We start from the raw sequence: 24749 nt of genomic DNA on the forward strand, positions 1-24749 counted from the left end.
AGGGTGCCGGCAGGTGTGCGAGTCGTCACGGGCGCGATGGGCCCTACCGGCGGGTATCGTCGGATCGCCCGCCAGCGCAGCCGATGGAGGTCAGCCGTGTCCGGATCCGTGATCGTCGCCGGGGCCCGCACGCCGATGGGCAAGATGTCCGGCGCGTTGAAGGACTTCAGCGGTGCCCAACTGGGCTCCGTCGCCATCAAGGCTGCGCTCGAGCGGGCAGGCGTCGCTCCCGACCAGGTCCAGTACGTGATCATGGGTCAGGTCCTCACGGCGGGGACCGGTCAGATCCCCGCCCGGCAGGCGGCGTTCGGCGCCGGCATCCCGATGGACGTGCCGGCACTCACGATCAACAAGGTGTGCCTCTCCGGGCTCGACGCGATCGCGCTGGCCGACCAGCTCATCCGCGCGGGCGAGTTCGACATCGTGGTGGCCGGCGGGCAGGAGTCGATGACGCAGGCGCCGCACCTGCTGCCCAAGTCGCGCGCGGGCTTCAAGTTCGGTGACGTCACGATGCTCGACCACATGGCCCACGACGGCCTGTTCTGCGCCTTCGACCAGCTCCCGATGGGTGCGTCCACCGAGAAGTTCAACGCCCGCTACGGCGTCACCCGTGAGGATCAGGACGCGTTCGCCGCCCGGTCGCACCAGCTCGCCGCGAAGGCCGCGGTCGACGGCACGTTCGACGCCGAGATCGCGCCCGTCACCGTGCCCCAGCGCAAGGGCGACCCGCTCGTCGTCTCCACCGACGAGGGGGTGCGCGGCGACACCACCGGCGAGAGCCTCGCGAAGCTGCGCCCGGCGTTCTCCTCCGACGGCACGATCACGGCCGGGTCCTCCTCCCAGATCTCCGACGGCGCCGCCGCCGTGGTGGTGATGAGCCGCGCGAAGGCCGAGGAGCTGGGCCTGTCCTGGCTCGCCGAGATCGGCGCCCACGGCGTGGTCGCCGGCCCGGACGCGAGCCTGCACGAGCAGCCCGCCAACGCGATCGAGAAGGCCTGCGAGAAGGAGGGCATCTCCGCCGCCGACCTCGACCTCGTCGAGATCAACGAGGCGTTCGCTGCCGTCGGGCTGGTGTCCACGAAGAAGCTCGGCATCGACCCGGACAAGGTCAACGTCAACGGCGGCGCGATCGCGCTCGGCCACCCGATCGGCATGTCCGGTGCCCGGATCGCGCTGCACCTCGCGCTGGAGCTCGGCCGGCGCGGCGGGGGAGTGGGCGCCGCCGCGCTCTGCGGCGGTGGCGGCCAGGGCGACGCGCTGATCATCCGGGTGCCCGCGGCGCACTAGGGATGCCGCGGCGGGCCGACGTTCCCGAGCTGGTCGAGCGCGCCAGACGCGGCGAGCAGCTGGCCGTCGCACGGCTGATCTCGCTCGTCGAGGACGGCGCCGACGCCGCATTGCGCGAGGTGGCAGCCGCCCTCGGCCCGCACACCGGACGTGCGCACGTCGTGGGCCTGACCGGGCCGCCCGGCGTCGGGAAGTCGACCACCACCTCGGCGGTGGTCGGCCTCCTGCGGAAGCAGGGGCGGAAGGTCGGGGTGCTCGCCGTCGACCCCTCCTCGCCGTTCTCCGGCGGGGCTCTGCTCGGCGACCGGGTGCGGATGGGGGAGCACGCCACGGACGACGGCGTGTTCATCCGGTCGATGGCCACTCGGGGGCACCTCGGTGGGCTGGCCTGGGCCACGCCGCAGGCCATGCGCGTGCTCGACGCGGCCGGCTGCGACGTGGTGCTCGTCGAGACCGTGGGCGTGGGCCAGTCCGAGGTGGAGGTGGTGGCCCTCGCCGACACCACCGTGGTGCTCCTCGCCCCGGGAATGGGTGACGGAGTGCAGGCCGCGAAGGCCGGCATCCTCGAGATCGCCGACGTGTTCGCGGTGAACAAGGCCGACCGCGACGGCGCCTCTCAGACCGTTCGCGACCTGCGGCAGATGCTCGCGTTCGGGGAGCAGGGCGCCGAGCCCGCGTGGCGCCGGCCGGTCGTGCGCACCGTGGCCGCCCGCGGCGAGGGTGTGGACGACCTGGTGGCCGCGCTCGACGCCCACCGGGACTGGCTCGATCGCAGCGGGGAGCGCGCCCTGCGCCGGCGCGCCAGGGCGGAGGCCGAGATCGAGGCCATCGCGCTCGAGCAGCACCGCAGCCGGATCGGCGACATCCGCGGCGTCGCCGGCCTGCCGCAGCTCGCGGAGCGGGTGCTGGCGGGCGAGCTCGACCCGTACGGAGCGGCGGACGAGCTGACGGCCAGGCTCAGCGGGCCGCGATAGCGCGCCGGCGACTCCGCCGATCGACGGGTGCGTGGGCCCGTTCGGGGTGCGTGGGCGGGGTGTTGGTGCGTGGGCGCAGGCCGGTTCACGGGGCAGGCGGCGGTGGGTGCCGTGCGGCCAAGCGCTCCTGGGTACGGGTCGAGCCGATGCGTTCGGCGAGTTCGCGGGCGGCTCGGGCGTGGATCGCCGCGTCGTCGGGGTGTTCGGCGGCCAGCGTCAGCGCGAGGTCGGCGTGGACGGCGGCGCGGTGGCGAACCGAGCGGGGTGGAGCGGCCAGCGCGCGGCGCAGGGGGTGGGCAGCCGCCGGGTCGCCGAGGACGGCCAGCGCGTGGCCGTGCCAGCGGTCCAGGTCGACGAGCTCGACCCCGACGGTGGGCGCGGCGGTGTCTGCCGCGGCGATCGCGCGGCGAGCGCCCGCGGCATCCCCCAGCGCGGCCGCGGTGACGGCACGCGCGCCCGCGAGCCGCGCACGTGCGGGGCGGGGGAGCTGCTCATCGGCCGCGTCCAGCAGGGCGACGGCCGCCGTGGCCTCGCCGACGTCGACCAGCACCGTGGACTGTCCGGCGACCGCGTCGGCGGCCGTCTCGGGCAGGCCCGCTTCGATGGCCGCGGTGCGGGCGCGGCCGTAGCGGTGCCACGCGAGGTCCGGCCGGCCGCGATCCAGCTCCTGGGCCCCGGCGATGGCCGCCGCCGGGGCCAGCACGGCAGCCACCGCCGTGCGGCGGGGCGGGTCGATCACGTGGCGGACCGTCTCGTCCAGCCGCTCGACCAGTGCCCGCACGACCTCTCCTGCACCCGCCGTACCGAGCTCGTGGTCGAGCCGAGTGGCGACGTCGAGCTGCTCGCGCCACAGCTCCAGAACGGCATCGTCCACCGCCGCGGCCGCGGCCAGTGCGGCCCTGAACCGGGCCGCTGCGCCGGTTACCTCCGGATCGGCGGGCGGGCCCGCGATGCCGAGCTCCGCAGGCGTGCGGCCATAGAGCTCGCCGAGCAGGGCCCGGTACTGCGGCTCGGGCACCGCGTGGCCGTTCTCCCACCGGGAGAGCAGCGTCTTGAGGCTCGCCGCGCCCGCCACCGGGGCGCCGCTCGACCGGGCGAGCGCAGCCAGCTCCCGTGCCGCCTGGGACTGCGACCAGCCACGCGCCGCCCGCGCCGCCCGCAGCTCGGCCTTCCCGACCCGTCCGGTCATGGTGCTAGACCCCGTCCAGGGCCCAGCCCTCGACGGTGCCGTCGATGCGGGTCTGCGGGCTGACGGCCATCCTGCCCTGCTGACCCGTGGGTGCGGTGGTGCTGATGTCGAGGAACGTGGAGATGGCGGCCTTGTCGAGCACCACTTCGTCGCCGAACCGGGTGTGCTGGAAGGAGATTCCGCCGTCGAGCCGCGCCTCGCGCAGGTCGAGCCGCCCGAAGAAGGAGGCATCCGTGAACAGCACGGGCTTGGCCGCCTCCATCCGACCGAGCCGCGTGACGCCGTGGAACCGGGTGCGGCGAGCGGTGAACCGCCCGATCCGCCTGCCCTCCAGCCGGAAGTGATCCAGGCACGCACCGGAGAGATCGAGGTTGTAGGTGCGCCGGTCCGGATCCTCGCCCCACGGGAGCACGTCGGCGATCAGCCGTTGGGCCGTGAACCGCACCTCCCGTTCGCGGTCGGCCTCCGGGGCGCTCTGCGCTGCGGCGCCCGGGGCCGCGGGCTCGTCCCGCAGCTCCGGGTGGTCGAACGGCCTGCGCAGGTACGCACACAGGATGTCGAGGACGGTCTGCTTGTAGCGCGGATTGGAGCCGGCCAGCCAGACCAGCGAGTGCAGCGCGCCGATCCGTACCTGGTCGGCCTCGTTGCCGAGCAACTCCACCGATCGCGCGAACCGCTCGTCGGCGACCTTGACGCCCTCCAGCTGGTGGCGGTCCTCCTCGACCCGGCGCCTGCGGTCGTTGAGCCACAGGGCGTACAGCGCGACGACCGCGCCTCCGCTCAGCGCTCCCGTGCGGATGGCCTCGGACCGCGGGGCGGTGGGCTCGACGAGCACGAGCACCACGGTGGTGGCCACGCTGATCGCGATCGCCGACAGCACCGTGGCCAGCAGCATCAGCCGACCCTTCACAGCTCATCCCCCCGCAGTTCGGTCCGTCGCGATTCCAGGATGTCGGGGATGCGACCTAGTGTCAACGGGGTTGCCGCAACAGGGCGACAGCAGCGGAAAGGAGAGCGCTGGTGGATATCACGACGTGCTCGGTCTGGGCGCTGGCCGCTTCGGCGGGTGGCGCGATCGGTGGGTACTGCGCGGCCGGGCGGCGCAGGCGCAGGCGGACGGGGGCGTCCTCCGGCGGCGGCAACCGTCATGGCGCGCGGCGGAGAAGGAGGCGGAGCCGGTCGGGCCGTGCGGCGCCCATGCGCTCGTGGCCCGGTCGTACCGGGCACCCGGTGCCGCCTGCTGACGGCGAGGGCGGGAAGGGTGCGCAGGGGTGAGCGGGACGCGCAGGCGGAGGGCGGGCCTCACGCGCGCCGATCAGGGGGTGGCCGCGCCGGGCCGGGAGCTCTCACGCCGGCCTCGGCGTCGGCGCGCCGACCGCGGTCGACGTGCGAGCGCGCATGCCGGTGCGGGAGTCAGGGGCGGGACTCCCCGTCGCGCTCCTCGAAGTCGCCCGCCGCCCGCCGCACCCGGCCCAGCAGGGCGGTGAGCTGCGACTCCTCGTCAGGGGTGAGGCCGCTCAGTCCGAAGTCGATGGCGGTCACCGACTTGGTGGCCGCCTCCCGGAGCGACGAGCCGGCATCGGTGATCTCCACGAGGGTGGCACGCCGGTCGGTGGGATGCGGGATCCGGCGCACGAGACCGTCGGCCTGGAGCCGGTCGACGATGTTGGTCACGCTGGTGGGGTGCAGCTGCAGGCGTTCGCCCATCACGCGCATCGGCAGCCGTCCGGTCCGGGAGAAGGTGAGCAGCACGAGCGCCTCGTAGCGGGCGAAGGTCAGGCCGTGCGGCCGCAGTGCGCCGTCCACGGCGGAGAGGAGGATCTGCTGCACCCGCATCACGCTGGTCACCGCGGCCATGGTGCGGGCCGGGCCGATCCGCTCGTCCCAGAGCTCGGCGGCGCGCAGGATCGGGTCGAAGGGCAGCGGCTGCCGACTGGCCATGAGTCGCGACGTTAGCAGTGTTGCTGTCACGAGCCGGGGAGTGCGGGCAGGTCAGGTCGCCGTCCGGTACCGGATGGAGGCGCCGATCGCGGCGAGCCGATCGCCTGCTGTCGAGCGGTGGTGATCGACTCGTGGGTGTGCCGTTCCGGCCGCCTCCGGGGGGCTGACGCCGCGCCCTCGCCTCGGGTCGCGTCCGTCGGGGCGGCTGGGGCATCGTGGGCGCCATGCTCTTCGCCTTCAGCATCGCGCCGGCCGGCACGCCCGGCGACAGTGTGAGTGCGGCGGTCGCCGACGCCGTCCGCGTGGTCCGGGAGTCGGGCCTGCCCAACGAGACCACGTCGATGTTCACCACGATCGAGGCGGAGACGTGGGACGAGGGGATGGCGGTGATCAAGCGTGCCGTCGAGGCGGTGCAGGCCCACGCGCCGCGGGTGAGCCTGGTGCTCAAGGCCGACATCCGGCCCGGCTACACCGGTCAGCTGCGGTCGAAGGTGGAACGGGTCGAGGCCGCCCTCGACGAGGGCTGAGAAGCCGAGAGGGCCGCACGATCGCCGTGCGGCCCTCTCGCGTCCCGTGCCGTCAGCCCATGGCGACGTTCAGGGTGAAGAAGAAGACGCCGATCAGGATCGCCGCGACGCCGAGCCCCATCGCGATCTTCGCCTGCTTGGCGGAGGCGGGGCGGCGGATCGCGGCGGCGCCGAGGCCGATGGCCGCGGCGCCGACGATCCAGCCGACGATCGAGATCGGGCTGACGAGCAGGGCGATCGCCCCCACGATCAGGGCCACCTTGCCCAGCACCGGGCTCTCGCTCTTGGCGGTCTTCTTGCGGGCGTCCTCGAGCAGGCGGTCGGCGACGGTGTTCTCCGTGCTCATGCAGGTTCCTTCGCGTGAGGGAAGCCGCGGGGTGCGGCCGAGCGGATGTCTACGCAGAGCGACCATCTGATCACTCCCATATGCTCAACGAGTGCCCGGCTGGTCTGGTGCTCGCCCGGTCCGGTGATCGGTGGCGGAGCGCGATCGTGGGATCGCACACTGTGAGTGCGCGCGATGACGAGTTCCCGTTCGATCAGCACCCGTTCGGTGGATGTTCGACGGCCGCGCGCGGTTCCGTCGCCGGTGGCAGGATGAACGACGTGTCTCGACCCGATCCTCGTCAGGCTGCACAGACGGCCGCACTCTCGCGTGCGATGGCAGGTGCGGTGGATCTCTCCGCGCTGAAGGCCCGTTCCGAGGCGGCCACCCGCCAGAAGGCGGCGCCACTGTCCGAGGGCGACGGCGGCGCGAGCCGGTTCGTCCTCGACGTCACCGAACAGAGCTTCCAGGCCGACGTGCTGGAGCGCTCGCTGCAGGTCCCGGTGGTCATCGATCTCTGGGCCGAGTGGTGCGGGCCCTGCAAGCAGCTCTCGCCGGTGCTCGAGCGGCTGGCGGAGGCCGGCAACGGGGCGTGGATCCTCGCCAAGGTCGACGTCGACGCGAACCCGCGGATCGCGCAGGCGTTCGGTGTCCAGTCCATCCCGATGGTGGTGGCCGTCGCCGGCGGGCAGCCGGTGGACGCGTTCACGGGTGCCCTCCCCGAGCCGCAGGTCAGGCAGTGGATCGGTGCTCTGCTCGACGCGCTGCGCGAGCGGATGCCTGCCATCGCCCAGGCCGAGGCCGGGGCGGCGGACGGCGAGCCCGCCGAGGAGCCCGAGGACCCGCGGTTCACCGCGGCCGAGGAGGCCCTCGAGCGCGGCGACTACCCCGCCGCCGAGGCGGCCTACGAGCAGATCCTCGCCGCCGAGCCGGCCAACGAGCAGGCGAAGGCCGCGCTGTCGCAGGTGCGGTTCCTCGCGCGAGCGGAGTCGGCCGACCCGTCCGCGGTGGCCCGCGCCGACGCCGCGCCCGACGACGTCGACGCGCAGCTGGCCGCCGCGGATGCCGAGGTGGCCGGCGACCGCGTCGAGGCGGCGTTCAACCGCCTCGTCGCGACGGTGGCGCGCACGGCGGACGACGACCGCGACCGCGTGCGCGAACACCTGGTGGGCCTGTTCGAGCTGTTCCCGGTCGACGACGCGCGCGTCAGCGCGGCCCGGCGCGCGCTCGCCCGCGCCCTCTACTGACGGCACCTTGGAGCCATAGCGCTGTTGGGCGACCCGACATCAGCGATATTGCTCCAACGTGCCGAGTCAGGGGGTGTGCGCGGCCTCCACCTGGTCGATCTCGGACAGCACTTCGTCGCGGAGTTCGCGCGAGCAGTAGGCGGCGCGGGCGCCCGTGCGGGCGATCTCGGCCAGCTCGGGCACACCCATGCCGAACGCCTCGTGGCAGATGAGGTACTCGGCGTCGAGGTCGGTGTGGAACATGCCGGGGTCGTCGGTGGCCAGGGTGACCGGCACGCCGGCCGCCACGAGCGTCGGGAGCGGGTGCGCGGCGATGTCCGGAACCGCGGCGGTGCGCAGGTTCGAGATGGGGCACACCTCGAGCGGGATGCCGTGCTCGGCGAGGTGCTCCATGAGCCGGGGGTCCCCGGCGGCGCCGATCCCGTGCCCGATCCGTTCCGCGCGCAGCTCGGTGACCGCGGCCCACACCTCGTCCGGGCCGACGGTCTCGCCCGCGTGCGGCACGCTGTGCAGCCCGGCGGCCACCGCGCGGCGGAAGGCGGGGGCGAAGTCGGCCCGGTGGACGCCGACCTCCGGCCCGCCGAGGCCGATGCCGACCGTGCCCTCCGGCCGGTGCCCGATGGCGAAGTCGACCGTCTCCTCGGCCCCCGCAGGGCCGAGGGTGGCGTCGGCGTCGAATACCCAGCCCAGCTGCACGCCGTGTCGTTCGCGCGCGAGCGTCCGGCCGTCGGCGAGCGCCGCGGCGAGGTCGGCGTAGCTGATCCCGGCCATGCGGTTGCGCACGGGCGTGACCTGCACCTCCGCGTAGCGCACGTTGCGCGTGGCCAGCTCGCCTGCCAGTCCGTCGAGCAGGGTGACGACGTCGGCGCCGGTCGTGACCAGCAGGTTCACCCGGTGGTAGACGGTGAGGAAGTGCGGGAAGTCGGTGAACGTGTAGAAGCGGCGCAGCTCGTCGCGGTCGGTGGGGACGCCACCGTCGGGGTGGTGGCGGGCGAGTGCGAGGACGGTGTCGAGCGAGGCGGAGCCGACCAGGTGCAGGTGCAGCTCGACCTTGGGCAGGGCAGCGACGAACGCCGCCACGGATGACGTGGACACGGACGGACCTCTCGGAAGGAGCGGGACGGGACGGCGGGCGGCGGTACGCCTCTACCAGTCGGCGTCGCCCCGGTCGTAGCACTGCCCGTACAGCGGCCGCCGGAGCAGCTCGGCCGTCCGGAGATCCATGAGCCACAGCTTCTCGGCCGGTGCCCGTCGCGTCAAGCCGGGCTGGTGCTTCCCCGCGGTACGAGCGTGTGGGCGGATTCGAGGAACGCACGGGGCGGAGCGCCGTCGATCACCTCGAGCAGCCGCCGGGCGGCGTGCGCGCCGTAGGCCATCGGGTCGTGCGCGAGCGCGGTGATCGCGGGGTGGGTGAGCCGGCAGAGCACCGAGTCGCCCCAGGAGACGACCGACAGCTGCCGGGGCACCTCGACGCCCATCTCGCTCGCGACGGCGAGCCCCGCGACTGCCATGACGTCGTTGTCGTAGACGATCGCCGTGGGTCGGTCGCGCTGGGCGAGCAGCGTGCGCGTGGCGCGCGTGCTGTCCTCCCCCGAGTAGTCCGACTGCTGCACGACCTCCTCGAGCCCGAGCCGCTCAGCCGCTGCGCGGAACGCCTCCGTGCGCTGGACGGTGTGCCGCAGCCGTTCCAGGCCGGCGACGCGGCCGATGCGGTGGTGGCCGAGCGCCGCCAGGTACTCGACGATCTGCGTCATGCCGGCGACCTCGTCGGTCCGGACGCAGGTGACGCCGGGGTGGTCGCGCGCGTCTCCGACCACGACGAAGGGCAGGCCCATCTCCTGCAGCGGGACGAGCCGGTCGTCGTCGTCGAAGAGGTCGACGACGATCGTGCCGTCGACCTGGCGGGCCCCCTGCCAGCGTGCGCAGGTCTTCAGGCCTGCGGCGTGGTCGGGCACGAGCTGCAGCAGCAGGGCCGTGTCGCGGCTGGAGAGCTCCTGCTCGAGCCCGCTGATGAACTCCATGAAGAACGGTTCGAGACCCAGCGTGCGGGCCGGGCGGGCGAGCACGAGCCCGACGACCCCCGCCCTCGCCCCGGACAGCACGCGGGCGGCGTTGTTGGCCGTCCAGCCGAGCTCCTCGGCGATGGCGATGACGCGCGCCTGGGTGGCGGGGGAGACACCCCGGCGGCCGTTGAGGGCGTAGGACACCGCGGCCTTGGACACGCCTGCCCTGGCCGCGATGTCGGAGATGGTCGGACGGTGCATCGGGCGAAGGTTAACGGGTTCTCACCCACGGGCCACAGACGCTCCCGCATTGCACGACACCGGCCTCTCGACCGGTTAACCTCCGTCCTCCTACGTTGGCCCGGCGGACTCCGCCCCGAGGAGCAGCCGTGAGATCGACGACGATCGTGTCCCTCGCCGCCGTCGCGGCGCTCACCCTGGCCGCCTGCGGTGGTGGCGGGAGAGCCCAGGCAGCTCGGGAGGGGGAGGCCCGATCTCGGGCGAGATCACCGTGCTCACCCATCGCACGGACATCGTCGACACCGTCTTCACCGACTACGAGCGGCGCTTCAAGGAGGTCCACCCGGACGTCGAGATCGTGATCGTGCCGACGCTGGTGGTGTTCCTGCTCCTGCAGCGCTGGTTCTACAACGGGATGACCGCGGGCGCGGTGAAGCAGTCAGCAGGCGGCCGCTCCCTCGAGCAGCCCGGTGCGGAACCGTCCGATGCGCTCGAACCCGTGGTCGGCCGGGTCGGACGCGCCTGCCGCGTCGCGGGCCACCCAGTCGGCGGCCAGCAGCACCTGGACGGCCTCGTCGAGGTCGCCGGGGGAGAGCTGGAACCCCTCGGCGGCGTCGAACAGCCTGTCGGTGTAGGCGCCGGTGAGACAGGTCGTGGCCGCGCCCGCCGGCGTCCCGACCGGTGATCGCCCGGAGGCGTCGAGCATCGCGATCCCGTAGCGGCCGGCCACCACGGTGGCGCCGGCGAAATCGCCGATCTCCTCGTGGAGCCGCTCGAGCGCGGCGACGTCGACCGCGACCCCGCCGTCCTCGCGGCAGTACGCGGCCGGCCCCTGCGCGGCCAGCTCGGGGACGGGGCAGGCGCCACCGGTGGAGAGCTGCGGCGGGTCCCAACCGGGCGCGAGGCCGCCGAAGAACTCCGCGGCGTCGCGCTCGACGAACGCGAGCAGCTCCCGCAGCGGCAGGTTGCCGCCCCGCGCGAGGTCGGCCTCGGAGCCGAACCGGCGCTGCGTGAACGTGCGGTTCTCGAGCGTCATGCCGGCGCAGAGCGTGGCGCCCTCGGTCCAGCCGTCCTGGAACGCGGAGACCCGGTCGAACGCGTTGCCGTGCGCCGACTCGTCGCCCGCCGCCACACCGAGCGGGTCGCGGAACCCGACGAGCGCCTGCATCGCCTTGTCGCGCTCCTGCAGCCCCAGCGGGAGGCCCGCGACCGGCTCCTCGGCGAAGTGGGCGAGCGCGGCGCCCGCATAGCAGTCGGCCATCGACTCCAGCAGGATCGTGGGGAACCGCTGCGGATCGCGGCCCTGCTGGTCGTCGACGCCGAGCCGCGACTGCACGGCGTGGCCCACCTCGTGCGCGATCACCACCGCAACGCCCACCGGGCCGAACCGGTCGTGCAGCGCCGGGATCAGCCCGTCGGCGTCCCAGGCGACGGCGTCGGCCGACGGGCAGTAGAAGGCCTGGTCGGCGAGGTCGGCAGCACGGTTGACGCACGGCGGTGGCGGGGTCGCCGGGTCCTGCGTCTCGACGGCGGTGAACGAGCTGATGTCGCGCCACTCGCGGCCGAAGGCGGCGGGCAGCTCGGCACGCCAGAACTCCTGCAGCGCCGTGGCGGTGGCCTCCGCGACCCGCCCCGCGGGATCGGACTGGGCCGTGCTCGCGGGGGTGGCGGGCGTGGGAGCCGTGGCCAGTGGCCGGGCGTTCCCGGACACCACCTGGCTGCATGCGCTCGTCAGGATCAGGACAGCGGCAACGAGGCCGGCGAGCCGGTCGATCGGTGCTGACACGCGCCCCATGATGACCTGCCGAGCCGTTGCGGGGGAGCGGTTCGGCCGAACACGTCGCGGCCGGATAGCGTCAGGCACCGTGTCCTTGACGAACGGACGGCCCTTGCTGAGCCGAGGACCCGATCGGGCCCCTCCGGCGCCGCGCGGGAGCCTCGTGACGGCGCGCCGGGTGGTATCCGGTGTGCTCGTGCTGGCGTCGCTCGTCGCGACGGTGGTGCTGCACGTGCGGCACTCCGACGCGCTGGTGACGATGCTGCCGGGGCCCGACATGCGCGACCTGCACGTCGACTTCGACACGTTCTGGCACTCCGCCGTCGCCCTCGTGGCGGGCGGTGACATCTACGACACACCGGCGAAGCTGACGAACCTCAACCCGCCGCTGCTCACGGTGCTGCTCGTGCCGTTCGCCTGGCTGGACGCGCTCACCGCCTACCGGGTGTTCATGGTCCTCACGCTGCTGCTGGTGGCGGCCGCGGTGCTCGCCGTGGCCAGGGAGCTGCGGCTGCCCCGCACCGCCACCGCGCTCGCGCTCGTCGCGGTGCTGGCCTCCTCCCCGCTGCACGGCACGCTCGTGCTCGGCCAGATCTACCCGCTGCTCCTCGCCGGGCTCGTCGCGGGCTGGATCGCGGAGCGGCGCGGGCACCCGGTGCTCGCCGCCGTCCTGTACGGCGTGACGGTTGCGCTCAAGCCCTCCCTCGCGCCGGTCCTGCTCCTGCTCGCCGTCCAGCGCCGCTGGGTGCCGCTGCGGGCCGGTGTCGCAGCGGCGGCGATCGCCACCCTCGCGGGCGTGCTCGTCGCCGGGCCGTCCAGCGCGGTCGAGTGGCTGAAGATCGCCTTCACCGAGCCGGTGCCCGACACCGTCGACAACGCCTCGCTGCCCGGGCTCGCCGTGCGGTTCGGCGTGCCGTCCGTGTTCGGCATGCTGGCGGGGCTGGCCGTGCTCGTCGGCACCCTCGTCTGGATCGGGCGCCGCCGGGATCGGATCGACCCGGCCGGCACCGCGCCGTGGGCGGTGCTCGCGGCCGGGCTGCTGTTCTCCCCGATCGCCTGGCACAACTACCTCATGCTGCTGTTCCCCGGCGCTCTCGCGCTGGTGCCGCTCGGGCTCGGCGCGCTCACGGCGGCCGGGCTCGCGCTCGCCGTCATCCCGGTGTCGTGGAACGCCGACTGGCCGCCCGAGGGCGTCGGCGCCGATCTGGCCCGCTCGCTCTACTGCGCGATCCTGGTCGGTTACTGGGCGGTGCTGCTGTCGTCGTCCGTGCGACGGGTGGCGGACGAGCCCGTGGCCGACCCGGTGGCGTCGGGCTGAACCGCGGGCGTCGGCGGCGCCTCATCGGGGGCGTCGGCGGCGACCGGGGCGGCCGGGCCGTCGTCGAGCACGGTGTCAGCCCCCGCGGGAGGGCTTTCCGGGACGGCGTGACCGGACGCGGTGCCGGACACGGTGGGCAGCTCGCCGGTGTCCATCTCATCCGGGTCCGGGCCCGGTTCGGCGGGTGGGGCGGCTGGGGCGGTGTCGCCCGCCCGTGCCGCGCTCCACGGCGCGGCATCCCACGCACTGGCCTCCGGCGCCGTGGCATCCGGCGGCGTGGCGCCCGGTGCCGCAGCATCCGGCGCCGTGTGGCGGAGGCCGTTCGGCGACGACGGCGCGGGCTCGGCAGGGCCGGTGGCCGGACGGGTCACCGGTGCGCTGGTGCCCGTGCTGACCGCGGCCGGACCGGCGACGGCCGACGGCCGCTCGGGCGCGTCGGACGCCGGGACCTCCGCGTCGAGGGCCGGATCGCCCGTGCTCTCGCTCGGGACCGGATCCGGAGCGGGCGCGCGCTCGGGCGAGTCGGACGCGGGGACCTCGGCGGCGAGGTCGGGCTCGTCGGCCGCAGGCCCGGTGGGGGCGGTCCCGGTGAGCGCCGGGGCGGCCGTCGCCGTCTCCGCCGGGGCCGCTGCCGGGGCCGTCGCGGCTCGGCGGCGCACCGCACCGGCACCCGGCTCCGGCACGAGCCACAGCACGCCGGCAGGCGGGAGCTGCAGCACGGCCGACGCCGGCCGTCCGTGCCACATCGTCCGCTCGGCCTCGACGGCGCCCAGGTTCCCGACCCCGGAGCCGCCGTAGATCTGGGCGTCGGTGTTGAGCACCTCGCGCCACCGGCCGGCGAAGGGCAGCCCGACGCGGTAGTCGCGCTTGGGGCTGCCGGAGAAGTTGGCGATGCAGGCGAGCACGGTGGGCTTGCCGTCGGCGTCGACGCCGTGGCGCAGGAAGCTCAGGACGTTGCCGGAGGCGTCGTTGGCGTCGATCCAGGAGAAGCCCTCGGGGGTGAAGTCCTTCGTCCACAGCGCAGGCGTGGCGCGGTAGGTCCGGTTCAGGTCCCCGACCAGGGTCTTCACGCCGCCGTGCAGCGGGTCCTCGAGCAGGTGCCAGTCGATCGACCGGGACTCCGACCACTCCCGCTCCTGGCCGAACTCGCCGCCCTGGAACAGCAGCTGCTTGCCCGGGTGCGCCCACATGTACGCCAGCAGCGCGCGCAGGTTGGCCGCCTTGTTCCAGGCGTCGCCCGGCATCCGACCCCACAGGGAGCCCTTGCCGTGCACGACCTCGTCGTGCGACAGCGGCAGCACGAAGTTCTCGCTGAACGCGTACATCAGCGAGAACGTCATCTGGTTGTGGTGGTAGCCCCGGTAGATCGGGTCGCGCCCGGCGTAGTCGAGCGTGTCGTGCATCCAGCCCATGTTCCACTTGAACCCGAAGCCGAGGCCGCCGAGATGGGTGGGGCGGGTGACGCCGGGCCAGGCCGTGGACTCCTCGGCGATCGTGACGACGCCGGGGTGGTGGCGGTAGACGGTGGCGTTCATCTCCTGCAGGAACGCCACCGCGTCGAGGTTCTCGCGACCGCCGTGGACGTTGGGCAGCCACTGGCCCTCGGGGCGGGAGTAGTCGAGGTAGAGCATGCTGGCCACGGCATCGACGCGGAGGCCGTCGATGTGGAACTCGTCGAGCCAGTAGAGCGCGTTGGCCACGAGGAAGTTGCGCACCTCGCGGCGGCCGAAGTCGAACACGAGCGTGCCCCAGTCGGGCTGCTCGCCGCGGCGCGGGTCGGCGTGCTCGTAGAGCGCGCCGCCGTCGAACTTGGCGAGCGCCCACTCGTCGCGGGGGAAGTGCCCCGGCACCCAGTCGACGATCACGCCGAAGCCCCGCTGGTGGAGGTGGTCGACGAAGTAGCGGAAGTCGTCGGGCGTGCCGAAGCGGGCCGTGGGCGCGTAGAAGGAGGTGACCTGGTAGCCCCAGGAGCCGCCGAACGGATGCTCGGCCACCGGCAGCAGCTCGACGTGCGTGAAGCCCATCTGGCCGAGGTAGTCGGCCAGCTCGTGGGCGAGCTCGCGGTAGCCGAGACCCGGCCGCCACGAGCCGAGGTGCACCTCGTAGACGCTCATCGGCTCGGCGTGCGCCTGGCGCAGCGCACGTGCCGCCATCCACTCCTCGTCGCCCCACTCGTGGCCCGACGCATCGACGATCGAGGCCGTGGCCGGCGGGACCTCGGTGCGGAAGGCGAGGGGGTCGGCCTTGTCGCGCCAGCGCCCGTCGCGGCCGAGGATGCGGAACTTGTAGCGGGTGCCGGGCGCGATGCCGGGGATGAACAGCTCCCAGACACCCGAGCCGCCGAGCACGCGCATCGGGTGGGCCCAGCCGGTCCAGCCGTCGAAGTCGCCGGTGACGCGCACGCCCTGCGCGGTGGGGGCCCACACCGCGAAACTCGTGCCGGTCACGGGGCCTGCGGGGGTGTCGTAGCTGCGCACGTGCGCGCCGAGCACGTCCCAGAGCCGCTCGTGCCGGCCCTCCCCGATCAGGTGCAGGTCGATCTCGCCGAGCGTGGGCAGCCAGCGGTAGGGGTCGTCGACGACGTCGACCCGATCGCCGTAGCGCACCGCCAGGCGGTAGTCGGCGGGCGGCCCGGGCACCACACCGGAGAACAGGCCGGAGTCGTGCACCTTGGCGAGCGGGAACCCCTCCCCGCCCTCGCGCACGACCTCCACCCCGTCGGCGTGCGGGCGCAGCACGCGCACCACGGTGCCGTCCGAGTGCGGGTGCGCCCCGAGGACCGAGTGCGGGTCATGGTGCGCGCCGCCGAGCAGCCGGTCGATCGTGTGCGGGTCCGGCGGGCACGGGTCGATCCGACCGCTGATCGTCTGGGTCCGGTTCTCCTCACGATCCACGCGCGCACCTTATTGCGCCGGGCGGAAGGTCGCCGATTCTGGGCGCAACGACCCGGTCACGGTCCGCCAAACTGGGCCATGTGTCGGCGTCCGGCAGGTGGTGGCGGCTCGCGGCGGTCGCGGTCGTGGCGGTCCTCGTGGCCGCACTCGTCGGTGTGGTGGTGGCGTTCCCGTCGGTCGCCGCCATCACCTGTCCCGGCTGCTACGGGCTCGAGCAGGAGCGGCCGGGCCTCTACGTCGAGCCCGGCCTCACCGCTGTGCAGCACCGGGAGGTGATCCACGCCGTCGACGAGGGGACGCAGCGCGTCAAGGAGTACTTCGGAGACCTGCGCAGCGAACCCGACGTCCTCGTCTGCTTGACGGAGGAGTGCTACACGCGGATCGGCGGTGGCCGCGAGCGCGGGATCGCCGTGCTGTACCGCGCGGTGATGCTCTCCCCGCGCGGCATCGACCCGGTCATCGCCGCGCACGAGCTCACCCACGTCGAGCTGCGCGCCCGGCTCGGGCGGGCGTCCGTGCCGCAGTGGTTCGACGAGGGGCTCGCCGTCCTCGTGTCGGACGACCCGCGCTACCTCCTGCCCGAGGGAGCGCCCGACCGGTGTCGCGTCGAGCCGACCGGGCCGCTGCCGGAGACCCTCGACGCCTGGTTGCGGGACGCAGGCGAGGACGCGCAGGTCTACGCGCAGGCGGCGTGCGTGGTGAGCCGCTGGACGGCGTGGAACGACCTGCACGGGCTCATCGCCCACCTCGCGGCCGGCGGAGCCTTCCCGCAGAGCTGACCCGGCCTGGGAGCGCCCCCGTCGTAATGGCCCTTCGTGGCGACGCGCTGAACCGGGGCGCGCCCGTGCCGCTCAGGCGCGCCGGACCGCCCGCACCAACAGCCAGATCCCGGCCACCAGGGCTACCAGCCCGATGACCAGCCACAGCCGGGAACCGGACATGAAGCTGCCGCCGAGCAAGTTGCTGCCCTGCAGGGTCCACACGGCGCCGACCAGGACGAGGACGACGCCGACGGCGGGAAGCGCGAATCGCATCCTCCGATGATGCTCCCGCCCGATGAGTGCCGAGGACGTTCGTTCCTCGTGTGATCAGCATTCTGTCGCGGGTCGGGCCACCTACACCATCCTCCCCGACGGTCCTGGTGCGGCGGGTAGTTCCACCGTGACGCGGAGCCCGCCGTCGGGGCGTGGGGTGAGGGTGAGGGTTCCGTCGTGTGCCTGTGTGATGGTCGTGACGATCGCCAGGCCGAGGCCGACACCTGCGTGGTCGTTGTGCATGCGTTCGGTGCCGCGCTGGAACGGTTCGGCAAGTGTGGAAACCAACTCCCGCGTGAGCTTCTCGCCGGTGTTCTCGACCGTGATCGCCACAGTCTGGGGGTGAACGCTGGTCGTGACCCACACGGTGCCCTTCTCGGACAGGTTGTGGACGATCGCGTTGTGCACGAGGTTCGTGGTCACCTGCAGCAGAAGCGCGCGTGAACCGGTGGCGGGGGCGATGTCGCCGGAGGTCGCGATGGTGAGGCTGCGTTTTTCTGCGAGGGGGAGCAGCGTTTCGGTGGCCTCTTCCGCGAGGAGGGACAGGTCGACGGGTTCTCGGGGGAAAGTCCGCCGGTCGGCGCGGCTGAGCAGGAGTAGTGCCTCGGTGAGGTCGACCGCTCGGGTGTTGACGGCGTGGAGGCGGTCGACCAGTTCGCCGGTGGCGCAGTTCGGATCGGTGCGGGCCACGTCGAGCAGTGCCTTCGAGATCGCCAACGGGGTGCGCAACTCGTGAGAGGCGTTCGCTCCGAATCTCCGCTGTTCGGCGACGTGTGCTTCGAGCTGGGCGAGCATGGTGTCGAAGGCGTCGGCGAGTTCGCGGAACTCGTCTCCGCGGCCCGGTAGCCGGATCCGGTGGGAGAGCGATCCGTTCGTGGCCATGCGGGTGGCTTCCGTGATGCGAGTCAGGGGCGCGAGCATGCGGCCGGCGAGGATCCACCCTCCCACGAGACCGAACACCAGCAGGAACGCCATCACTGCGGCTGCCACCGAGCCGAAGACGCGTGGGCCGAAGGCGGCTGAGTCGAAGATCCGCAGGAGGCCGGAGAGGTTGGGGACGAATGCACCGCTGCGCGAGTTTCGCAGCAGGAACACCCACACAACAGCGAGCAGCAGGCCACCTGCGAGCATGAGGAACCCGGCATAGCTGAGGGTGAGTTTGAGGCGAACGCTCAACCCGGGCCGCCTGTCCACGGTCTGCTCCCTCACCCCCGGGCCCCGGATGCCTCGATGCTACGAGCCGGCGCATATCGTCGGCATATCGAAAACCGGATACGTGCCGGCAACGCCCGGCTGCGTTGACTGGGGGCATGACGTACCGCAGACCAGCGCGAACGGCAGCCCGGTCTTCGGTGTCCTCGTCCTCCTCCGCCCTCGGCGCGCCCGCGGCACGGCACATGGCCCCGCCCCGACGGCTGCTGGGCGGTGTGCGGGTCGACGACGCGACCCGGGAACGTGCGCAGACGCTCGCCGAGACCCTGGGCGTGGCCGACGGGCTCGGGCACCGGCCCGCGGAGCTGTCCGGTGGCCAGCAGCAGCGGGTCGCGATCGCCCGGGCGCTGGTCACCGGGCCGGATCTGCTGTTCGCCGACGAGCCCACCGGGAACCTGGACTCCACCACCTCGGCGGAGGTGCTGGAGCACCTGCGCCGGTCGGTGCGCGAGCTGGGCCAGACCGTCGTGATGGTCAACCACGACCGCGACGCCGCGGCCTTCGCCGACGACGTGGTCACCATGCAGGACGGGCTGATCGCCTGATGCGCACCGTCCTCCTCGCCTCCCTGCGCATCCACGTCCGCCGGTACGTGGCAGCGGGGATCGCGGTGATCGCCTCGGTCGCGTTCGTCGTCGTGATCGGGGTGCTCACCGCCGGGGCCAAGAGCGGACTCGTGGACGGCACCGGGTCGCCGTTCCGCAACGCCGACCACGTGGTCTCGCCTGCGGTCTGGCCAGGGTCCCAGATGGACCGGGACGAGGTGATCGCGTTCACCGAACGACACGGCGAGAACGCCGCCGCAATCGGCCGGGGCCGCCCACCGGCGCACGTGGACGGTCGGCCGCTCTCCAGAATTCTGGTGGCGCCGATCGCGAGCTCTCCCGAGATGCGCTGGCAGCAGCTCGTGACGGGCCGCTTCCCGGCGACCGAGGGCGAGGCGGTGCTGCACAACTGGTTCGCCCAGGCCGAGAAGATCGCGATCGGCGACCGGATCCGGATCGGCGAGGGCTCAGGAGCGACCGACGTCGAAGTGGTCGGCGTGGTGGAGTCGCCCGCGGCGGGGGCCATGGCCTCGGCGTACGTCACCTGGCCGCAGCTGCTGCGATGGCGCGACTACCCCCTCCACCTGGGCTCGGTGGCGGTGCGCGGGGACATACGAGGCCCGCTCCCGGAAGGCGCGAAGGTGCAGTCGCCGGAGGAGTTCGCGACCGAGCGCGAGGCCGAGATGCACGACGCGGTGGACACGTGGTCGTTGATGCCGCTGTTGTTCGCCGCCATCGCGGTCGTCGTCTCGGTCCTGGTCATCGCGAACACGTTCTCCATCCTGTTCGCGCAGCGGGTGCGCGACTTCGCCCTGCTGCGTTGCGTCGGCGCGACCCGCCGGCAGGTGCTGGGTTCGGTTCGCCGGGAGGCGGCCGCCGTCGGGGTGCTCGCGTCGCTGACCGGCGTCCTGGTCGGCGTCGGTCTCGGCTACGGGCTGATCGCCCTGATCAACGCCCTCGTGCCCACGGCCCGCAGCGGCGTCGTCAATACCCGTTCGCCTGTCATGTCGGCGATCGCCCCCGAGCTGACCGCGTTCTGGCCATGGCTGCTGGGCGGATTCGCCGTCGGCTTGCTGGTCACCCTGCTCGCGTCCTGGTTGCCGACCCGGCGCGTGGTCCGGGTGAGCCCGCTGGCGGCGCTGCGGGTGGGTGGGAGCACGGACGCCGCGCTCGACGCACGCACGGCCACCGGGCGGACGCGGCTGGCGCTCGCCGGGCTCGGGCTGGTCGCCGGGCCGGTCCTGCTCGGGACGGCGATGGCCCAGGACAACACGGTGCTGATGCTGGCCGGCGGAGCAGCGGTGGCCGCCGGCGTGCTGCTCGTCGGGCCGATGCTCGTGCCCCGCCTGATCCGGATCGCCGGAGCACCGCTCGGCCCCGCCGGACGACTGGCGACCGCGAACGCCGTGCGCAACCCCCACCGGACCGCCGCCACCACCGCCTCCCTGCTGGTCTGCGTCACCCTGACGACCGCCGTGCTCACCGGATCGGCGACGATGCGTGCCGCCTCGGACGCCGAACGCGGCGTGGAGCACCCCATCGACGCCGCGCTCACCTCGTCCGGGACGCCGCTCGGCGCCGACCTGCTCGACCAGGTCCGTCGTACCCCCGGCGTCGAGCAGGCAATACCGGTCGACGGCGCCGTGGCCCGGATGTCCGGGCTCGACGACCCGATCCCGCTCCTCACCGCGCCCGACGCGGCGCAGGTCGCCCGCGACGGCGGGGCGTTCGCCCATGTCGAGCCGGGTGAGATCAGGATCGATCCCCACGCGTTGACTGCCGACCCGGGCAGCGACCCGATCGACATCGGGGCCGGTGACGAAGTCACGGTGCGCATCGGCGACCGGGAGGCCCGGCTGCGGGTCGTCGTCGGCGTGCGCTCGACCCACGAGCTGCACGAGGCCTCCGGATGGGGCCCGGCCGGCGTGGTCGCGCCCGACACCCTGGCCAGGCTCACCGACTCCCCGCAGCCGCACGCCATCTGGGTCCGCGTCACCTCCGGCACGGACGCGCTGCAGCTCGTCGGAGCCCTGGACGAACTGGCGGGTACGGTCGGGGCAGAGGTCGACGACCAGCTGCAGGCCCGGGCGGCGGAGGACCGAACGCTGGGGAACCTCACCTTGTCGGTGCTCGGCCTGCTCGGCATCTCCGTGGCGATCGCCGTGATCGGGATCGCGAACACCCTGGGCCTGTCCGTCCTCGAACGCGCCCGGGAGCACGCGATGCTGCGCGCGCTCGGGCTCACCCGCACGCAGCTGCGGCTGATGCTGGCGGCCGAGGCGATGCTGCTGTCGGTGGCGGCCACCGGACTCGGCACCGTGATCGGCATCGGGTTCGGCTGGGTCGGCTACGAGACGTTCGTGGAGCGGGCCCTCAACGAGGTCCCCCTGCAGGTCCCGTGGCTGCAGCTCGGCGTCGTCGTCCTCCTTGCCGCGCTGGCCGGGCTGCTCGCCGGTGTTCTCCCGGCTCGTCGGGCCGCTCGGGTGACCCCGGCCGCGGGGCTGTCCCTCGACTGAAACCCTCGTCGACCGCGCTCGGCCGGCGGCTGATGAAGTCCGCCATGCGCGGCACTGCGCCCTTCGTGATCAGAGGGTCTGATGGATCCGGACCAGGTGTGCCCGGCTCACCGCCGCGGCGCGCTCGGGGTCGGCGTCGCGAATCGCGGCCACGATGTCGGCGTGCACGTCCTGGTCGTGCGGGGAGCGCGCGGCGGGCCCGGCGAGGGCGACCATGTCGATCATCGCTTCGCGCACGCGCGGCCGGAACGAGTCGAACAGGTCGGCCAGCACCGGATTGTGCGCCGCGGCGACGACGGCGCGGTGGAACTCCAGGTCGACGTCGACGTACTCGGCGTCGCTCGCGTCGGGGGCCGCCTCCGCCCGCCGGGCCAGTGCCTTCTGCATCACCAGCAGGTCCCGAGGCGTGCGCCGCTGGGCCGCCCGGTGCGCCGACTCGGTCTCGATGGCGATCCGGCCCTCGACGATGTCGGCGATCCCGGCGCGGCGCAGCACCGTCTCCCAGTCCTCCACCGGCTCGGCTGAGATCACGAACACGCCTGCGCCCTGCCGCGTCGCGAGCACCCCCCGCCCGGCCAGCTCCCGGATCGCCTCGCGCACGGTGGAGCGACCGACGCCCAGCTCGGCCGCCAACGCCGCTTCCCCCGGCAGCTTCCACCCCACCGGCCACTCCTGCGAGGCGACCCGGTCGAGGATCACCTTCGCCGCCTGCGTGGCCAGCGGGAGCCGCTCGAGCTTCGCCACGGCACACCTCTCTGCTTGTCTGAGAACCTGAGGGCTGTTAGCGTAGCCGACGTGTCGTGGAGCGCCCTTCTCCTTCGCAGCCACGGCGGGGCCTGAGGACCGGCACCCCGCCGTGGGTGCCGCCGCGCGCCGGTCCGTTCCGGACCGATCCCCGAGGAGCTCCTCGTGACACACCCGTTCCCCACCCTGTCCACCCCGGCCGGCCCGGTGCCGGCCGGTGCCCCGGCCTGGAACCGGCAGCGCCGCTCCCAGATGCCGTCGCACCGCTACCGCGACGTCTTCGCCCGGACACCGGTGCCGCCCCTGCCCGACCGGCGCTGGCCCGGCAACCGGCTCACCGAGGCCCCGCTGTGGGTGCCCGTCGACCTGCGCGACGGCAACCAGGCGCTGGTCGAGCCCATGGACCCGGGGCGCAAGCGGCGCTTCTTCGAGCTGATGGTGGCCATGGGCTACAAGGAGATCGAGGTCGGCTACCCGTCGGCGTCGCAGACCGACTTCGACTTCGTGCGGCTGCTGGCCGAGACCGACCTCGTGCCGGACGACGTCACCGTCGTGGTGTTCACCCCCGCCCGCCCGGAGCTGATCGCGCGGACCGTGGAGTCCGTCGCGGGGATGCGGGGCGAGGTGGTCGTGCACATGTACACCGCCACCGCTCCCACGTGGCGCGACGTCGTGCTGCGTTTCGATCGCGACACGCTGGCGGAGATGGTGCTCGCCGGCGCGGCGCAGGTGCACCGCCTGGTCGGCGACGACCCGCGGGTGCGCTTCGAGTTCTCCCCAGAGGTGTTCAACCTGACCGAGCCGGACTACGTGCTCGACCTGTGCGATCGGGTCACGGCCCTGTGGGACGCCCGCGCGGAGCGGCCGGTGATCCTCAACCTGCCGGCGACGGTGGAGGTCGCCACCCCGAACGTCTACGCCGACCAGATCGAGTACGTGCACCGCAACCTCGCCCGGCGCGACGCGGTGATCCTCTCGGTGCACCCGCACAACGACCGCGGCACCGGTGTGGCCTGTGCCGAGCTCGCCGTGCTGGCCGGCGCCCAGCGCGTGGAGGGCTGCCTGTTCGGCAACGGCGAACGCACCGGCAACGTCGACCTGGTGACGCTGGCGCTGAACCTGCACGCCCAGGGGGTCGACCCGATGGTCGACTTCTCGGACATCGACGAGATCCGCCGCACCGTCGAGCACTGCAACCGGATCGCGGTGCACGAGCGCCACCCCTACGCGGGCGACCTGGTTTACACGGCGTTCTCCGGCACCCACCAGGACGCGATCAGGAAGGGCTTCGCGCAGCACCGCGCCTCGGCGGCCGCGGCGGGCGTACCGGAGTCGCGGGCGCGCTGGGACGTGCCGTACCTGCCGATCGACCCGGCCGATGTCGGCCGCGGCTACGACGCGGTGATCCGCGTGAACAGCCAGTCCGGGAAGGGCGGGATCGCGTACCTGCTCCACGCCGGGTACGGCGTCGAGCTGCCCCGGCCGTTGCAGATCGACTTCTCCCGCCACGTCCAGCGAGCCACCGACGCCATCGGCGCCGAGGTGACGCCGGAACAGCTGTGGGAGCTGTTCACGGCCACCTACCTGACGCCCGCCGAGCCCCTCGTGGTGCTGCACGAGTGGCAGGCGAGCTCGGCGGGCGAGGGGGTCGACGAGCTCAAGGTCGACCTCACGGTCCGCGGCGAGCGCGCCACCCACAACGCCACCGGAACCGGACCGGTGGACGCGCTCACCCGGATCCTGGCCGGTGCCGGCCTGCCGGTCGACGTGCTCGGCCTGACCCAGCAGTCGCTCGCCCCCGGCAGCGCCGCGCAGGCGATCACCTACCTGGAGCACCGCTGCCCGGACCGCGTCGCCTGGGCGGCCGGCACCGGGACGTCGGTGCTGGAGGCGAGCCTGGCCGCGGTGATCGCCGCCGCCCACCACCGGGCGGCTGCGGGGTGATCAGGCGGGTAGGGAGGCCGGCAGGCCGAAGTGCGGGAAGTTGCCCTCGTCGATGAACGCCGTGACGGCGGCGATGCGGTCGCCGCGGAGCGTGAGGACGTCGATGATGCGGCCGACGAACGCGCCGGCCTCCTCGTCCCAGATGTAGCAGGCCACCGCCTGCTGGCCGTTGGCGCGCACCGGCAGGTGCCGCCAGCGGTGGCGCAGCGGCAGGTGGACGAGGAAGTCGGTGACGGCGGCGTGGCCGCGGTACCAGCTCGGCAGCGGCGGCATCGACCAGCTGGCGTCGGCCGTGAGCATGGAGACGAGCCGGTCGGCGTCGCCCTCCTCGAGAGCGGTGGCGTACGCCGTGACGAGCTCGCGCAGCCGGACGTCGCCGAGCGCCCGCAGCGTCTGCTGCTGGCTCTCCTCGGGCCGCAGCTCGTGGACGACCTTCCGCGCGCGCTGCAGGGCGCTGTTGACCGATGCGGTGGTGGTGCCCAGCGTCTCGGCGACCTCGCGCGCCGAGAACCCCAGCACGTCGAACAGCAACAGCGCGGCGCGCTGGTTGCCCGGCAGGTGCTGCATCGCGGCGACGAACGCCAGCTCGACGCTCTCGCGCTGCTCGTAGCGCGCATGCGGGGCCGCGAGGCCGTCGGCGACGTCGGAGTCGGGGTAGGGGCCGAGCCAGGCGACGTCGGTGAGCGGCTGGTCGTCGACCGCCGCGTGTTCCGCCGACGGGCCGAGGTCGATCGGCAGCGCCCGCCTGCCCCGCCGGGCGATCGCATCGAGGCAGGCGTTCGTGGCGATCGTGTACAGCCACGATCGCACGGAGCTGCGCCCCTCGAACCGGTCGATGCCCCGCCAGGCCCTCACCAGTGCGTCCTGGAGGGCGTCCTCGGCGTCGTGGAGCGAGCCGAGCATGCGGTAGCAGTGTGCGTGGAGCTCGCGCTGCAGGGGCGCCACCAGGCGGTGGAACGCCTCGTCGTCGCCGGCCCGGTCACGCGGGAACTCGGCCTCTGCCACGTCGCCTGCAGACTCGCTCATGGCGGG

The 24749-nt window shown here is 73.5% G+C and carries 20 protein-coding genes and 1 pseudogene; 9 read left to right on the forward strand and 12 right to left on the reverse strand.

Features of this window, described 5'->3' with window-relative positions; genetic code table 11:
* The first annotated feature begins 96 nt into the window (after nt 1-96).
* Nucleotides 97-1287 (forward strand): acetyl-CoA C-acetyltransferase, encoded by a 1191-nt coding sequence (locus FHX44_RS23495; protein ID WP_147257769.1) that lies wholly within the window; start codon nt 97-99, stop codon nt 1285-1287.
* A gap of 2 nt (nt 1288-1289) precedes the next feature.
* On the forward strand, nt 1290-2261 hold the full coding sequence (gene meaB / locus FHX44_RS23500) for a methylmalonyl Co-A mutase-associated GTPase MeaB (protein ID WP_147257770.1): 972 nt from the start codon (nt 1290-1292) through the stop codon (nt 2259-2261).
* 85 nt (nt 2262-2346) lie between these two features.
* Here meaB and FHX44_RS23505 read toward each other — a convergent pair whose 3' ends face one another.
* The 3 genes from FHX44_RS23505 to FHX44_RS23515 all read right to left on the reverse strand — a co-directional run bounded on the left by FHX44_RS23505 (nt 2347) and on the right by FHX44_RS23515 (nt 5391).
* Complete coding sequence (locus tag FHX44_RS23505) at nt 2347-3450, reverse strand: NsdA family TPR-like regulatory protein (protein ID WP_147257771.1); 1104 nt, start codon at nt 3448-3450, stop codon at nt 2347-2349.
* Between the two features lie 4 nt (nt 3451-3454).
* Nucleotides 3455-4360: a pentapeptide repeat-containing protein gene (locus FHX44_RS23510; protein ID WP_147257772.1), complete on the reverse strand. Its 906-nt coding sequence runs from the start codon at nt 4358-4360 to the stop codon at nt 3455-3457.
* 503 nt (nt 4361-4863) lie between these two features.
* Nucleotides 4864-5391 carry a MarR family winged helix-turn-helix transcriptional regulator gene (locus FHX44_RS23515; protein ID WP_147257773.1) on the reverse strand — a complete coding sequence of 176 codons (528 nt, stop codon included), beginning with the start codon at nt 5389-5391 and terminating at the stop codon, nt 4864-4866.
* Between the two features lie 224 nt (nt 5392-5615).
* Here FHX44_RS23515 and FHX44_RS23520 point away from each other — a divergent pair, with 224 nt between their 5' ends.
* Complete coding sequence (locus FHX44_RS23520; protein WP_147257774.1) at nt 5616-5918, forward strand: MTH1187 family thiamine-binding protein; 303 nt, start codon at nt 5616-5618, stop codon at nt 5916-5918.
* 52 nt (nt 5919-5970) lie between these two features.
* Here FHX44_RS23520 and FHX44_RS23525 read toward each other — a convergent pair whose 3' ends face one another.
* Nucleotides 5971-6264 (reverse strand): hypothetical protein, encoded by a 294-nt coding sequence (locus tag FHX44_RS23525; RefSeq protein ID WP_147257775.1) that lies wholly within the window; start codon nt 6262-6264, stop codon nt 5971-5973.
* 314 nt (nt 6265-6578) lie between these two features.
* Between FHX44_RS23525 and FHX44_RS23530 the strand changes: the two genes are divergently transcribed.
* Nucleotides 6579-7490 carry a tetratricopeptide repeat protein gene (locus tag FHX44_RS23530; RefSeq protein WP_147257776.1) on the forward strand — a complete coding sequence of 304 codons (912 nt, stop codon included), beginning with the start codon at nt 6579-6581 and terminating at the stop codon, nt 7488-7490.
* Nucleotides 7491-7556: 66 nt separating this feature from the next.
* On the opposite strand, the gene add is transcribed toward FHX44_RS23530, so the two are convergent.
* From add to FHX44_RS42255, 3 genes are all read right to left on the reverse strand, one after another.
* Nucleotides 7557-8585 carry an adenosine deaminase gene (add, locus tag FHX44_RS23535; protein WP_246170547.1) on the reverse strand — a complete coding sequence of 343 codons (1029 nt, stop codon included), beginning with the start codon at nt 8583-8585 and terminating at the stop codon, nt 7557-7559.
* A 161-nt stretch (nt 8586-8746) separates the two neighbouring features.
* Nucleotides 8747-9754, reverse strand: coding sequence for a LacI family DNA-binding transcriptional regulator (locus FHX44_RS23540; protein WP_147257777.1), 1008 nt, complete (start codon nt 9752-9754; stop codon nt 8747-8749).
* A gap of 418 nt (nt 9755-10172) precedes the next feature.
* Nucleotides 10173-11519, reverse strand: coding sequence for a neutral zinc metallopeptidase (locus FHX44_RS42255; protein ID WP_170308999.1), 1347 nt, complete (start codon nt 11517-11519; stop codon nt 10173-10175).
* Between the two features lie 154 nt (nt 11520-11673).
* On the opposite strand from FHX44_RS42255, the gene FHX44_RS23555 reads away from it, so the two are divergent.
* Nucleotides 11674-12828 (forward strand): glycosyltransferase family 87 protein, encoded by a 1155-nt coding sequence (locus tag FHX44_RS23555; RefSeq protein WP_170309000.1) that lies wholly within the window; start codon nt 11674-11676, stop codon nt 12826-12828.
* A 674-nt stretch (nt 12829-13502) separates the two neighbouring features.
* Here the strand turns inward: FHX44_RS23555 and glgB are convergent.
* A pseudogene (gene glgB, locus FHX44_RS23560) lies at nt 13503-15692 on the reverse strand (1,4-alpha-glucan branching protein GlgB); the annotation flags it as partial.
* A gap of 110 nt (nt 15693-15802) precedes the next feature.
* On the opposite strand from glgB, the gene FHX44_RS23565 reads away from it, so the two are divergent.
* Nucleotides 15803-16501: a hypothetical protein gene (locus FHX44_RS23565; protein ID WP_147257779.1), complete on the forward strand. Its 699-nt coding sequence runs from the start codon at nt 15803-15805 to the stop codon at nt 16499-16501.
* A 72-nt stretch (nt 16502-16573) separates the two neighbouring features.
* Here the strand turns inward: FHX44_RS23565 and FHX44_RS23570 are convergent, their stop codons facing one another.
* Together FHX44_RS23570 and FHX44_RS23575 are read right to left on the reverse strand one after the other, a co-directional pair.
* Entirely contained in the window at nt 16574-16756 is a 183-nt protein-coding gene (locus FHX44_RS23570) for a hypothetical protein (RefSeq protein WP_147257780.1), read from the reverse strand.
* Between the two features lie 81 nt (nt 16757-16837).
* Nucleotides 16838-17950, reverse strand: a complete 1113-nt coding sequence (locus FHX44_RS23575) for a sensor histidine kinase (RefSeq protein WP_147257781.1) — start codon at nt 17948-17950, stop codon at nt 16838-16840.
* 203 nt (nt 17951-18153) lie between these two features.
* Between FHX44_RS23575 and FHX44_RS23580 the strand changes: the two genes are divergently transcribed.
* A complete protein-coding gene (locus FHX44_RS23580; protein ID WP_281287907.1) occupies nt 18154-18513 on the forward strand; it encodes an ATP-binding cassette domain-containing protein in 360 nt (119 codons plus the stop codon).
* Nucleotides 18513-21029: an ABC transporter permease gene (locus FHX44_RS23585; protein ID WP_147257782.1), complete on the forward strand. Its 2517-nt coding sequence runs from the start codon at nt 18513-18515 to the stop codon at nt 21027-21029. The genes FHX44_RS23580 and FHX44_RS23585 overlap by 1 nt, the downstream gene beginning before the upstream one ends.
* Before the next feature lie 69 nt (nt 21030-21098).
* On the opposite strand, the gene FHX44_RS23590 is transcribed toward FHX44_RS23585, so the two are convergent.
* Complete coding sequence (locus FHX44_RS23590) at nt 21099-21773, reverse strand: FadR/GntR family transcriptional regulator (RefSeq protein ID WP_147257783.1); 675 nt, start codon at nt 21771-21773, stop codon at nt 21099-21101.
* A 252-nt stretch (nt 21774-22025) separates the two neighbouring features.
* Between FHX44_RS23590 and FHX44_RS23595 the strand changes: the two genes are divergently transcribed.
* A complete protein-coding gene (locus FHX44_RS23595; protein WP_147261411.1) occupies nt 22026-23717 on the forward strand; it encodes a 2-isopropylmalate synthase in 1692 nt (563 codons plus the stop codon).
* On the opposite strand, the gene FHX44_RS23600 is transcribed toward FHX44_RS23595, so the two are convergent.
* Nucleotides 23718-24743 (reverse strand): sigma-70 family RNA polymerase sigma factor, encoded by a 1026-nt coding sequence (locus FHX44_RS23600; RefSeq protein ID WP_147257784.1) that lies wholly within the window; start codon nt 24741-24743, stop codon nt 23718-23720. It abuts the gene before it with no gap.
* Nucleotides 24744-24749: the final 6 nt, after the last annotated feature.

It is taken from the genome of Pseudonocardia hierapolitana (genome assembly GCF_007994075.1).
GTDB lineage: Bacteria > Actinomycetota > Actinomycetes > Mycobacteriales > Pseudonocardiaceae > Pseudonocardia > Pseudonocardia hierapolitana.